The sequence below is a fragment of the Calyptranema fuscum S582 genome (genome assembly GCF_055793305.1).
In genome coordinates, this window is sequence record NZ_JBSLYH010000016.1 from 1 (window position 1) to 12,521 (window position 12,521).

Here is a 12,521-nt window from a genome sequence, read left to right on the forward strand (position 1 = left end):
AAACAGCCTGGGGCATTCCTTGCTGTTCTTGTGGGGTCCTGAAGCTCAATGGGATTTCACCCGTTGGTGTCAACTGGGCGGTCTGTGGACATTTGTTGCCTTACACGGTGCGTTTGCCCTGATCGGCTTCATGCTGCGGCAGTTTGAAATTGCTCGGTTGGTGGGGATTCGTCCTTACAACGCGATCGCATTTTCAGCCCCGATCGCTGTTTTTACATCTGTATTTTTGATGTACCCCTTGGGACAGTCGGGCTGGTTTTTTGCTCCTAGCTTTGGAGTCGCCGCCATTTTCCGCTTCATCATTTTCGTGCAAGGGTTCCACAACTTTACGCTCAACCCATTCCATATGATGGGAGTAGCGGGTGTATTGGGCGGAGCGTTGCTGTGTGCGATTCACGGTGCGACGGTCGAGAACACCTTGTATGAAGATGGCGATAAGGCAAACACGTTCCGCGCCTTCAATCCGACGCAGTCAGAAGAAACCTACTCAATGGTGACGGCAAACCGATTCTGGTCACAGATTTTCGGGATTGCGTTTTCCAACAAGCGCTGGTTGCACTTTTTCATGTTATTTGTACCTGTGACGGGTTTGTGGATGGCAAGCATCGGTATCATCGGCTTGGCATTGAACCTACGGGCATATGACTTTGTTTCACAGGAGTTGAGAGCGGCAGAAGACCCTGAGTTTGAAACGTTCTACACCAAGAACATTTTGTTGAACGAAGGGATTCGCGCTTGGATGGCTCCTCAAGATCAGCCTCACGAACACTTTGTATTCCCTGAGGAGGTATTACCACGTGGTAACGCTCTCTAGTAATTCAATGGTTGCGGGAAATCGCGACCAAGAATCTTCTGGATTTGCCTGGTGGGCAGGAAATGCCCGTCTCATTAATCTCTCCGGTAAGCTGTTGGGTGCCCATGTCGCCCACGCTGGTCTGATCGTCTTCTGGGCTGGAGCAATGACTTTATTTGAAGTCGCTCACTTTGTTCCAGAAAAGCCGATGTACGAACAGGGCTTGATTCTTCTACCTCACCTGGCTACGTTGGGTTGGGGTGTCGGTCCCGGTGGAGAAGTCATTGATACTTTTCCTTACTTTGTGGTTGGTGTTCTCCATCTAATTTCTTCGGCTGTATTGGGCTTAGGCGGCATTTACCATGCTGTTCGGGGTCCCGACACCTTAGAAGAATATTCCAACTTCTTCGGTTACGACTGGAGAGACAAGAACAAGATGACCACCATTATCGGAATCCACCTAATCCTTCTGGGTTGCGGTGCCTTCTTGCTGGTGCTCAAGGCAATGTTCTTCGGCGGTGTGTATGACACATGGGCACCCGGTGGTGGCGATGTCCGCGTGATTACCAACCCAACTCTTAATCCTGCTGTTATCTTTGGCTACCTAACCAAGTCACCTTTCGGTGGTGAAGGTTGGATTGTCAGCGTCAACAACATGGAAGACCTGATTGGGGGTCACATCTGGATTGGTTTCATCTGTATTGCTGGTGGTGTTTGGCACATTCTTACCAAACCGTTTGGTTGGGTTCGCCGCACATTCATCTGGTCGGGTGAAGCTTATCTGTCTTACAGTTTGGGTGCTTTGTCCATGATGGGCTTCATTGCCTCGATCATGGTTTGGTACAACAACACAGCCTATCCCAGTGAATTCTTCGGTCCTACGGGTCCTGAAGCGTCTCAAGCGCAAGCGATGACCTTCTTGATTCGTGACCAACGCCTGGGTGCAGATGTCGGTTCTGCTCAAGGTCCAACAGGTCTAGGTAAGTATCTGATGCGTTCTCCCAGTGGTGAAATCATCTTTGGTGGTGAAACCATGCGCTTCTGGGATTTCCAAGGTCCCTGGTTGGAGCCCCTCCGTGGACCCAACGGTTTGGATCTAGACAAGATCAAAAACGACATTCAACCCTGGCAAGCTCGTCGTGCTGCTGAGTACATGACCCATGCCCCTCTCGGTTCTTTGAACTCTGTGGGTGGCGTTGCAACAGAAATCAACTCTGTTAACTTCGTGTCTCCTCGCGCCTGGTTGTCTACATCTCACTTTGTCCTTGGCTTCTTCTTCCTGGTTGGGCACCTGTGGCATGCTGGTCGTGCTCGTGCTGCGGCGGCTGGTTTTGAGAAAGGCATCGACCGTGAAGATGAGCCAGTGCTCTCTATGCCAGATCTCGACTAGTGTTGCAGATTCTAAGTTTTGCAACCTGGGGGTGGGGGCTTTGCCCCCGCACCTATTTCCTAAAAAGCCTGCGGCGGCTGCCATAACTTAGAATTTGTCAAATAATTAAAAAGGCTTCCATAGCAATGTGGAAGCCTTTTTATCTGCCGTGGGAAAGTACTGCTCTCCTGCAACGCATCATGCTGATTGTGCTATTAAAAGCAACGCCTATTCTCGATTGCCTGTTGCCATTGCTGTCAATACGGCCTGTTCACTGATCTGGTGGTAAATGGCGTTCAAATATTCCATTGCCAATTGCACTGATGTGCCTGCCGATGCATCTGGAAGATCTGATTTAAGCGGAATTGCCCCCAACATATCTAAAACAGTTTCTCCACCTACGGACGGCGAAATCACCACAAGAGAAGATTCGAGTTGAGTATTGCACTTCCAAAAATTTTCTAGATTAATCTGGGGCTGGCTGGCTGGCGATTGTGGCTGAGATTCAGCCGGTTGCCCCTCTTCTGCTATCGTCTGAGGGCTGCGGATTTGGCGCAGGGCACTGATAATTTGCTCTTTTGTCCGTCCCCGTAACTGAAATAGAACAAACGGATCTTCACTAAAGCGATCGCCCAATAAATAATAAACTGCCCCGATATGTTTACAAGGATTGGCTTTATCCGGGCACGAACAACGGCTGTGAATATCAAACTTGGTTAAGGGAAAGAGACTTAACCCATTGGCTGTAAATGCTTCTTGGATGTTTTGGGGCATCTCTCCTGCCAGCAACTTGGCAGAGAAAATTGCTTGATCTGCCAGCGACTCCACCACATACTGCCATTGCTCGTCGCTAAACGGATCGAGAGCCAATGAGACCTTGTAGGGTTCGGGTGCAGTGCCTTGCACCAAAGCAAACACTTTCGAGCCTTTAAACTCTATTTTGAGGACATTTCCTTCTCGCGCATAGTTACGAGCACGCGCCAGACGCCGAATCCAGCCAAACGACTCCAGTACATCAATCCAACGTTGTGCCCACCACTCTCGATTTGTCTGTGTTTCGTAGCTATTCATGCTGATTTCATGCCGTTCACCGTTCGCCGTTTACATCTGTGCTATCTAAAATCGTCGTCCGAGTAGTCGTTGGCGTACTCCCTCGGCAATTTTCTGTCCTAAATATTCAGGGATAACACTTTCGTTTGGTCCAAGTAAATAGAGAATTAAACGCGTTCGCCCGCGCCACACTAACAAATTAGCATTCACGACTAATAAATCTTCTTGCCAGATTGCATACATCACCTTGTAAAACAATCCAGGTTGGTTATCGGCTTCTATTAGCAGGGCTGGTAGATGGAAAACTGGATCGACATAAAATTCTGTCTCCACCTGCTCTAATCCCGCATCGAGATTAAATTCTACCGCCAGCATTTCTTCCACTTCAAATCGTCCGGCAAGCGCTTCTCGCACGGCTCGACAGACATTTTCTGCTGTTTTCTCTGTTAATGTCTTACCCCCCCTGGAGACGACCAACTTAATAAACACCAACATGGGCGGATAAATCTGCCCATAGAGGCTGAGGCTGTGAATGGTTAAACCATACGCCGCCAAAACTCCAAAAATATCACTGAGCAAAAAGGATTGATTGCGATAGGCAAAATGCAGCGCACTCTTACTCCCTTCTGGCTTTAACTCAATAACAGCCTGTTTGCTTTTATATAGTTGGTAAGCGAGTCGTAAGTTTTGCAACTGAATTTCACTGCTGACAAATTGTTCATAAAACTGCGGAAACGCTCGATTAAAGCGTTTCAGGAGTTCTAGTGTCGATGGTTTTAAACCTGAAGCCATAACAGGAAAGCCTACCTTGACCGGGCAAGGGTGAGTGAAATACGACTAAATGCTCTAATACTAGAAAACCCTAAGTTTAGGTCAATCTCTCACACAATTCCAAGATTCAAAGGGATTCTCAACGCAATTTTTTTAGGTCTGAATGGCACAGGCAAAAATCATCATTTTTGCTGGATTCCAACCCCTTTTATTGGCGGAATCGTTACTCCCCACTGAGTGCGACAGAAATTGAAACTGGTCCGGGTCGCTGACAGTGTGCTTTGCGCCCTATTTTTTCCAGTTCAAGTGACCAGGGAATTTTATCTATAAAAATTTTATACCGATTTAATTTGAAACATCCCTAACTACCTGAGGGTTGTGGATTGAATAAACCCTAATCCTGTTTGAGAGAGCGATGGCTCTGCCGTCGCTCTCTCAAACAGGATTCCACATGATGGGTGAATCTGCGATCCCAAGCAAAGAGGTGGTTTTTTGTCCCTAGGAGGTACGAAGAATCAGTTGTTTGAGTTGCAGCTCAGATTGGTTTTTAAAATGGATATTTGAAGACGAAAGTCTAACATAGCGTTCAAGTGTCAGCCTTTCTGCTGAAAAATGGGCAGAGCAGCCAGATGACAAGGTACTTTCCCCTGGTTGAGGAAATGCTGTAGCGTTGAGGCAAACGCTACAATTCTCAATATAGATAGGAGCTAATTTGAAACTTAGAATTTTCCCGCAGGCAGAATTTGAGTTCTTCAGATGAAGCAGTCATAACCTATATTTGTAACCTGTTTGGGGGATTACGGCACCCTTCTCTCAGGTCATAAAAACCTCTCTATTTATTTGAGATTGCTATCAATATTGTTCTAAAACTAGAGAGATTATAATGTATTGCCCTTAAGGCTCTTCTAATTTTTGGACAAGTTCAATAGATACAGCAATGGGACTGGGATACGAGGGATATACTAACTATTAACGGTTATTTCGCGTTTACTTAACTGATCACACTTGCATGGGTTTTTGGAAAAGCTTATTTAGCACCTCAGATACAACTGCTACACCCAAGCCAACCCAAAGCGAAGACTATGGTGCTCAAACTGTAGCAACCAGCGTAACTTCTCGCATTTTCTTTAGTACTGATCGAGACATTGATCTGTACGAGTTGGAAGAGTTGTGTGATGCAGTCGGTTGGTCTCGCCGCCCCTTACGTAAGGTGAAAAAGGCGATTCAGCACAGTTTCTTAGTTGTCTCTATGTGGGAGCAACGAGGCGCACAACGCCGCCTCATCGGCTTTTCGCGGGCAACGTCAGACCATGCATTTAATGCCACTATTTGGGATGTCGTGGTTCATCCAGACTTCCAAGGCAAAGGAATGGGTAAAGCTTTGATGCGGCACATGATCAAAAAATTGCGTAGCGAAGATATCAGCAACATTACGCTGTTTGCTGATCCTCATGTGGTCAACTTTTATCGGGGTTTGGGGTTTATGTCCGACCCAGAAGGCATCAAAGGTATGTTTTGGTATCCAGATTAGGGTTTATTTTTGTTGGGCAACGAGCGATCGCGCTTGTTGTACCCAAAGCGAAACTTGCTCTATCGAAGGGCACAGATCTTCCCGCTGTAGCGTTGCCACTTGCAACTTGAGAATTTGTTGATGAACTTTTTGCAATGACATTTGCGCCACCTGTTGTGGGGAACTGATGCCCGCGTGGAGCAGTAACCCACAATGCTGGCAGCCCACGGCGGGAATGCAGGCAAGGTGGGCTAATGCTACCCATTTGTTGACATATTGAATATGAATCTGGAGTTGGGTCGCAAGCGCTTGTTTGAGAACAGGCGTTTTAGTTTGGATTAGCAATTGATGGGTGGTTTGGATACCTTGCTCAATTAACTGATCTCGATGCTGCTGGCTGAGTCCAGGCAATTCTCCAATTGCCCAGTTGCAAGGCTGATTGGGTCTGCCTCTGGTCTGTTGTCCCGTACTCATAATGATTGGCGATCGCTGTTTTATAGAGATTGATTGCAGAGGAAGGAGCTAAACGAGGTATACTGGGAAAGAGCGTTGCGGGATGTAGCGCAGCTTGGTAGCGCGCCTGCTTTGGGAGCAGGATGTCGCAGGTTCAAATCCTGTCATCCCGATTGAAAGTCTGACAAGGTTATTGTGTGATAGCCGCGCTCCGCGCGGCTATCACACAATAACCCGTATTCACGCCATTGAGAATTGCGATAGAGATGTAGGAGCATTGCCCCTACATCTCTATGGTACAGACATGCTTTAATTAACCGCCGACGTTAATGACTGACTCAACATCAAGTTTGCCGTCGTCGGTAATGGTCCAGACATCGTAGCTACCAACTACATCGCCGTTGTCATTAAAGTCAACGCTACCGCTTGCGCCTTGATAGTTAATGTCTTGCCCCTCTCGCACCAGAGAGAGAGCCTGACAGACATCTGTGACTTCTTCGCCGGGTGGGTTTGCGACCTCACGAATTTTATCTTTGATGGCTGCCCCCGTTGTTCCCTTCGCTGCTTCGGCGGCTAAGACCAAAACAGCGGCAGCATCCCAGGAATTGGGATCATAAACGCCTGGGTCACGGTCAAACTTGGCAGTATAAAGTTGCTTAAATTGCTCCAGAGCAGGACCACCCGCACTGGGAGCTGTACCCAGCACACCGGCGGCAATAAAGGTGCCATCTGTGGTCTTGCCGACTAGCTCTGCCAGGTTATCAGTCTTCATGCCATCGGTCAGCAAAATCTTGGTTTTGCCGTCAAGTAACCCTTGTTCATAAGCGGCTTTAAGAATTAAGCTGCCGGTTTCAGGATAGGCAATGATCAATACGGCATCGGGTTGATCTTGAAAGGCGGCGGTGACTTCTGAGTCAAACGTCGTGGCATCTGGTGGATAGAGCGTCGGGCTGGCTTCATTAATGACTGTGCCACCGCCCGCTTTAAAGGCAGGAATGAACGATTGAATTAAGCCGTTGCCGTAGTCATTATTAATGGAGAGAACGGCAACTTTCTGAAAGCCTTGCTCTTTGGACAGTTGAGCCAGTGCATCGCCTTGGAACGTATCCGGTGGTGCTGTGCGGAACCAATAGCCATTAAATTCGCCCTTAGCCGCTCTCTCTGTAAAGTCGGGACTGGTGCTGGACGGTGAAATTTGTACAACTTCGTTTCTGACTGCAATATCGATGGCTGCCGCAGAAACGGCACTGCCCGCAGCCCCTACCACTCCGGCAACGCGATCGACCTCTGCCAGTTTGGTCATAGCAGCGGCTCCGGCAGCGGGGTTGGTTTCATCATCTTCAGACAGCAGTTCGACGGGTTTGCCGAGTGCGCCATCGCAGCCATTGACAGTTTCGATTAAAAGGGCAGCGCTTTCTTGCATTGGACCGCCATACTGGGCTAAGTCTCCCGTCAGGGGTAATAAGGTAGCCAGTTTGAGCGCGCCTTCTGCTCCGGCAGGGGAACCGGACGCTTCGGGTGTTGGGCTGGTTTCAGTTTGGGTGGTGGGTTGGCAGGCAGCGGCAAGCAGTAAGAAAGCGATCGCCCCACTCCGACAAACCCAAGTTCCAGTATTTTTCAGGGATATTAAATGATTTTGAGTACGACTCATAGCATCACCTTCCTCAACAAAAAACGAATAATTAATTAATTAAGATATATAGCAATTCCAAATGGGTTGCGAGAGGCGCACCCCTTCGGGGTGCATCTCTCGCAACCCGCTTATCTAAATCACTTATTTTAGGACTGCCATAGCGATCGCTATCAGACTGGGAATTATTGACGCTTTAAATTGGAATTCTGGTTAAGAGAGCGACGGTTCTGCTACCTTGCGCTCAACCAGAATGGGGTTGCCACTGTAAAAACGACTCAATCATCTGGTCGATCGCACAGGCGATAGAGAGCGATCGCAAAAAAAATCTCTACGAACTTCCTCAAAGACTGTTAGTATCCTTCAAGATACACTTCTCGAACAATCTAAACTATACTGCAAGATAATTTTACAAGCTCCATTAATCCGTCACAGCATTCAAAGCCTGACCCATCAGAGAGATTACGGTAACGGAACCATCTTGATCAGACTCCTGTCAATGATCATGTAACACCTCTGAGCCTTAACCATGCATCTTAAACTTTGGACAGTTTCACTTCAAAGTTGCCAGATGATTGTTCTTAGCTGTTGAACATTGATGAATTCAGCCTCATTAATCGGAGAAATTATGAAGTCGCTCATGCGCTGGAGTGCAACGCTTGGTCTAGTTAGCAGCGTTTGCCTCAGTTCCTTTTTATTCACAAGTGCCCGTGCTCTGGCATTGCCTGAAGAACAAATTGTCACAGAGCTACGTGCAGTGCCGGTCTTTACGATCACAGACTCAGAAGGGGCTCCACTTGTTGCGGCTCCAGAGGAAGGCCAAGAGGGTGCTCCAGTGGCTGGAGTATTTATTAGCCAGGCCGATGCTCAGACATTTTTAACCAACTTGCGCACCAATGATCCTGACTTGGCGAGCGGAGTTCAGGTCGTTCCTGTTTCGTTGGCAGAAGTGTACCAACTGGCATTAACCAGCCGTAATGACCAACAGTCGGCTATTAATTTCACGTTTGTGCCGATGGAGCAAGAGGTAGAGTCGGCTGTTTCCGTGCTTCAAGAGAATGGCGAGGATATCACTGAGTTTACGGGTGTGCCTTTATTTTTGGCACGGTCTTCCGAAGAAGGGGGCGGTTATCTGACGGTTCGCCAAGATGAACAGCAGGTTATCCCTATTTTCTTTAAGCGTGAAGAATTGCAAACCATGCTCTCTCGTCTTCAGCAAGAGCAGCCCGATCTGGCTGGTACCATGGTGATACAGGTGATTAACTTAGAAAACCTGATTGACACTCTGCAAACGAGTAATGACCCAGGATTAACCCAAATTCAACTGGTTCCCCCTCGTGAATCGATTGATTACATTCGCTCGTTGCAACCTGAAGAATCTCCGCAAGAGCAGCAGTAACTTCAATCCGGCTACGGGCTTTTCATCGCGCATGAGCATGGCGATCGCCATGCCTCATCTCAACCTCTAAAAGGTGGCATTTTCAGAGCCATGGTGGGTAAAGAGGACATATATAAGTCCGCTATATAGATCATTGTTTTTGTGTGGAGTGGACGAAGCCCACTCCACACAAAAACAATGTAAGTACCAATACAGCAAAACGAAAGTTTTGTAAGGGGTGAAGGGGTGGAACCCCTTCTTGGGGGCTTTGCCTCCAACCCCCCATGTTGCAAAATTTGGTGTTTGCAACACTGGTTAAGTGTTAATTTTGCTCAAGCAAGTTTTTGGATGCGAAACCGCAGGTTTCGCATCCAAAAACTTTCTGTCAGGAATCGATTGCTAATCGCTGTATCCCAGGTATGCCAGAGCATGACCCTTATTTAGTCGCTGGAATTGATGTGTGGCGATGGCGATGTCTTGCTCGTCAGCAGGCGATCGCTGCTGAGATTCCGATTGCCGAAGTGGATTGGCTGTTGGCAGAAGTCGCGGGTTTAGATCGATTAGCGTTGCGCCTTGAATCGTTTAAAGATCGGGCAGAGATCACATTACAGCGATCGCTGGCTGATGTGATGCAGCTGTGGCAAAAGCGTCTTGATCAGCGAATTCCGCTGCAATATTTAATTGGTGCCGCACCCTGGCGAAATTTTTTGCTGACGGTATCTCCAGCCGTTTTAATTCCTCGACCTGAAACAGAGTTGGTGATCGATCTGGCAGTTGCTGCTGTTCAGCAAACTGATCCAACTTTGGCGGCAGGTGATTGGGCAGATCTGGGAACGGGTAGTGGCGCGATCGCCATTGGCTTAGCCGATGCATTTCCTCAGGCAACTTTGCATGCAGTTGATGTTAGCTCAGAGGCACTGGCGATCGCGCAACACAATGCTGACCAGCTTGGGTTTTCAGACAACATTCGATTTTATCAGGGCGACTGGCTACAACCGCTCGATGGCTTGCAAGGAAGATTGAGTGGGCTTGTTTCTAATCCTCCCTATATCCCCACGTCTTTGATCCCAGATTTGCAACCCGAAGTTGCCGATCATGAACCTCATCTGGCATTAGATGGTGGCACCGACGGTTTAGATTGCATTCGTCATCTGGTGAACCAAGCTCCTCTCTATCTCAAACCTGGCGGCATCTGGTTGATTGAGCTGATGGCTGGACAGGCGCAAGCGGTGGTGGATTTACTGAACGCTCAGGGAAGCTATCGGATGATTCAGATTCATCCAGATCTGGCGGGAATAGAACGGTTCGTTTTAGCCAGTCGAAGCAATAGGGTGATGGGCGGACGTAGCGATCGCCCTCCCCAGGATGGGCATACTTTGTAAAGATCCGTTAAAACGTTCTGTAACGATACGGGTTCGTTTCTTGATCTCTGTTTATCTAAGAAGCCATAGATAGTAGGGCAGCGATCGGATTGATTGGTTGCAATGCCTGCGACGCAAGCGTTTGCGAAAAATAATCCGGTCTGGAACCCCTGATCAATGAACAGGTATCCCAGGATTTGAGGTTTTATTCCTGATTTATGAACAGCACCCTTGAGAACAATCTTCGTCAGGCTGATGGTCGCTATTTTACCGATGCTGAGCTGCAACCGTTAGAAAATTTTTTGCAGACGTATCAGACACGGGTTATGACCTATCACCTGCTTAAGCAACAATCTGAGGCACTGATCGATCTGACATTGTACAAGCTACAGCGCTTAGAGCCTGATACGGTAACTAATCATAGAGATACCTGTAAGCGCGATATGAGCTATGTGATTCAAGCGCTTGCCTTGTCGCTGTTGCGAGATGATGAAGCTGCGTTTCGAGAACAGCTGATTTTGTGGATGCAAAATATTATGGTGGCATTGCGCAAAGAGGCCCAGTCTGCCAGAGCCTATAAACTGTTCCAAGAGGTTGTCACCGAAAAGTTGCCCGCCAACAGTGCGGCGTTAATTAATCACTATTTGAGTTTATTTGTTGATGCGCTGATGACGTTGCCTTAACCTTGCTGCCGACAATCCTGTAGACTTTGGGGTGGTGCTGATTTTTTAGGGTTATGGCGTCTTACATTTTTTTAGCCGGGGCAAGTCGTGGTGTGGGGCGAGAAATCGCCAAATACTTATCGTTCCAGGGGTTAGCAACGAAGGCTTTATTGCGATCGGAGGCGACTCGTGCCGAAATCGAGGCGTTGGGGATCACCGTCGTTCGAGGTGATGCTTTCAATGCCGCTGAGGTGGAACAGGTAATGGTGACAGATGACTCTATTCATGCGGTCATCAGCACACTGGGTAGCATTCCGGGCGATCGCAATTTGATTGATTTTGTGGGCAACCAACATTTAATCGATGCCGCTGTCAAAGCTGGTGTGCAGCGATTTATTTTGATTTCATCGATTGGCACAGGCAATAGTGCCGATGTGATTCCAGCCCGAGAACGAGAAATCATCGGCTCTATCTTGGTAGAAAAAGAGAAAGCAGAAAATTATCTGGTTGCCAGTGGGCTGAATTACACGATTATTCGACCGGGAGGGCTGGTGTCTGATCCCGCTCTCAGCCATGGCATTCTGACCGAAAATTATATGATTAGCGGCGTTGTGAGTCGTAGCGACGTTGCCAAACTTGCCTGTCAATGTCTGACCTCAGAACGAGCCATTGGCAAGACTTTATCTGCTCTCGATCGCACCATGATTCGGGGTAACCCTGACTACGATGCGTTTGACCTGTAATGGTCTGAGACAAAGGCAACGTAGTTGTCAGGCAAATATATAGTTGAGAGCCTCGCGCAGCGAGGCTCTCAACTATATATTTGCTTTGCCAGGGCTATATCATGGGTACTGCGGTCAAGACTTTATAGGTCAACAGATTTAGCCCAGACACTGAAAATTCTAGTTTTTCCCAAGATCGGCGAGATGGGTCTACGTGTTCATAGGCGGCTTCGGTCAGCAAAATTTCGCTCGGACGCGCCAGATCTTCACCCAATTTAGATGCCAGGTTCATTTCGCACCCAAATACATCTTTACCCTCGATCATCAAGATTTCACCATAGCCAATGCCAATGCTGGCGTAGAGATCGAGGGCATCGGGGAGTCCGGTATTAATGGCTGCAAGGCTTTTGAGAATGTCGATCGCTGCATCTACGGCACTGTCAACCTTGGCGAACACGGCAAAAATGTTGTCGGCTTCTTGTTTTACCAAAGTGCCCTGGTGCTGCTGAATGATGGGCATGGCGATCGCACATAAGCGGCGCAATGATGCCAAAAAATGAATGATGCTGTAGCGAATCGTCAGGCGAGAAAACCCCGACATATCCAGTACCAAAATGGCATGGGTTTCCGCGAAAATTTCTTTGATTTTAAGATCAACATCGCTTGCCTTTTCGGGATGCTCGTTGCGAATTTGTAGCAGCCGTTCAAGCTCAATCTTGCTATTTTGAGGGTGCATGGTTAGACGCAGGTAGATAACTTACAAACGTTTGACAGAGGCTAACCGACCCAATCCGGAAACCCTGTCTAAAGCTGATGTCTCAA

Annotated in this window: 12 protein-coding genes and 1 tRNA gene; 8 read left to right on the plus strand and 5 right to left on the minus strand. The window is 48.0% G+C overall.

The window, feature by feature from the left end; translation table 11 throughout:
• Together ACR6Z4_RS12720 and psbC are read left to right on the plus strand one after the other, a co-directional pair.
• The coding region (locus tag ACR6Z4_RS12720) for a photosynthetic reaction center family protein (protein WP_479717651.1) at nucleotides 1-814 on the plus strand (814 nt) is incomplete at its 5' end.
• Complete coding sequence (psbC, locus tag ACR6Z4_RS12725) at nucleotides 798-2,183, plus strand: photosystem II reaction center protein CP43 (protein WP_479717652.1); 1,386 nt, start codon at nucleotides 798-800, stop codon at nucleotides 2,181-2,183. The genes ACR6Z4_RS12720 and psbC, both read left to right, overlap by 17 nt.
• Before the next feature lie 207 nt (nucleotides 2,184-2,390).
• Here psbC and ACR6Z4_RS12730 read toward each other — a convergent pair whose 3' ends face one another.
• Together ACR6Z4_RS12730 and ACR6Z4_RS12735 are read right to left on the minus strand one after the other, a co-directional pair.
• On the minus strand, nucleotides 2,391-3,233 hold the full coding sequence (locus ACR6Z4_RS12730; protein ID WP_479717653.1) for an SWIM zinc finger family protein: 843 nt from the start codon (nucleotides 3,231-3,233) through the stop codon (nucleotides 2,391-2,393).
• Between the two features lie 45 nt (nucleotides 3,234-3,278).
• Entirely contained in the window at nucleotides 3,279-4,004 is a 726-nt protein-coding gene (locus ACR6Z4_RS12735; RefSeq protein ID WP_479717654.1) for an ACT domain-containing protein, read from the minus strand.
• A 988-nt stretch (nucleotides 4,005-4,992) separates the two neighbouring features.
• Between ACR6Z4_RS12735 and ACR6Z4_RS12740 the strand changes: the two genes are divergently transcribed.
• A complete protein-coding gene (locus tag ACR6Z4_RS12740) occupies nucleotides 4,993-5,514 on the plus strand; it encodes a GNAT family N-acetyltransferase (RefSeq protein ID WP_479717655.1) in 522 nt (173 codons plus the stop codon).
• A gap of 3 nt (nucleotides 5,515-5,517) precedes the next feature.
• On the opposite strand, the gene ACR6Z4_RS12745 is transcribed toward ACR6Z4_RS12740, so the two are convergent.
• Nucleotides 5,518-5,967 (minus strand): DUF4332 domain-containing protein, encoded by a 450-nt coding sequence (locus ACR6Z4_RS12745; protein ID WP_479717656.1) that lies wholly within the window; start codon nucleotides 5,965-5,967, stop codon nucleotides 5,518-5,520.
• Between the two features lie 78 nt (nucleotides 5,968-6,045).
• Here ACR6Z4_RS12745 and ACR6Z4_RS12750 point away from each other — a divergent pair.
• A tRNA-Pro gene (locus ACR6Z4_RS12750) sits at nucleotides 6,046-6,119 on the plus strand.
• A 140-nt stretch (nucleotides 6,120-6,259) separates the two neighbouring features.
• On the opposite strand, the gene ACR6Z4_RS12755 is transcribed toward ACR6Z4_RS12750, so the two are convergent.
• Entirely contained in the window at nucleotides 6,260-7,597 is a 1,338-nt protein-coding gene (locus ACR6Z4_RS12755) for an ABC transporter substrate-binding protein (RefSeq protein WP_479717657.1), read from the minus strand.
• A 607-nt stretch (nucleotides 7,598-8,204) separates the two neighbouring features.
• On the opposite strand from ACR6Z4_RS12755, the gene ACR6Z4_RS12760 reads away from it, so the two are divergent.
• From ACR6Z4_RS12760 to ACR6Z4_RS12775, 4 genes are all read left to right on the plus strand, one after another.
• Nucleotides 8,205-8,975 carry a Tic22 family protein gene (locus tag ACR6Z4_RS12760; RefSeq protein WP_479717658.1) on the plus strand — a complete coding sequence of 257 codons (771 nt, stop codon included), beginning with the start codon at nucleotides 8,205-8,207 and terminating at the stop codon, nucleotides 8,973-8,975.
• 398 nt (nucleotides 8,976-9,373) lie between these two features.
• Nucleotides 9,374-10,336: a peptide chain release factor N(5)-glutamine methyltransferase gene (gene prmC / locus ACR6Z4_RS12765; RefSeq protein ID WP_479717659.1), complete on the plus strand. Its 963-nt coding sequence runs from the start codon at nucleotides 9,374-9,376 to the stop codon at nucleotides 10,334-10,336.
• Nucleotides 10,337-10,533: 197 nt separating this feature from the next.
• On the plus strand, nucleotides 10,534-10,998 hold the full coding sequence (locus ACR6Z4_RS12770) for a globin family protein (protein WP_479717660.1): 465 nt from the start codon (nucleotides 10,534-10,536) through the stop codon (nucleotides 10,996-10,998).
• 53 nt (nucleotides 10,999-11,051) lie between these two features.
• On the plus strand, nucleotides 11,052-11,720 hold the full coding sequence (locus ACR6Z4_RS12775) for an SDR family oxidoreductase (RefSeq protein WP_479717661.1): 669 nt from the start codon (nucleotides 11,052-11,054) through the stop codon (nucleotides 11,718-11,720).
• 94 nt (nucleotides 11,721-11,814) lie between these two features.
• On the opposite strand, the gene ACR6Z4_RS12780 is transcribed toward ACR6Z4_RS12775, so the two are convergent.
• On the minus strand, nucleotides 11,815-12,435 hold the full coding sequence (locus ACR6Z4_RS12780) for an adenylate/guanylate cyclase domain-containing protein (RefSeq protein ID WP_479717662.1): 621 nt from the start codon (nucleotides 12,433-12,435) through the stop codon (nucleotides 11,815-11,817).
• Nucleotides 12,436-12,521: the final 86 nt, after the last annotated feature.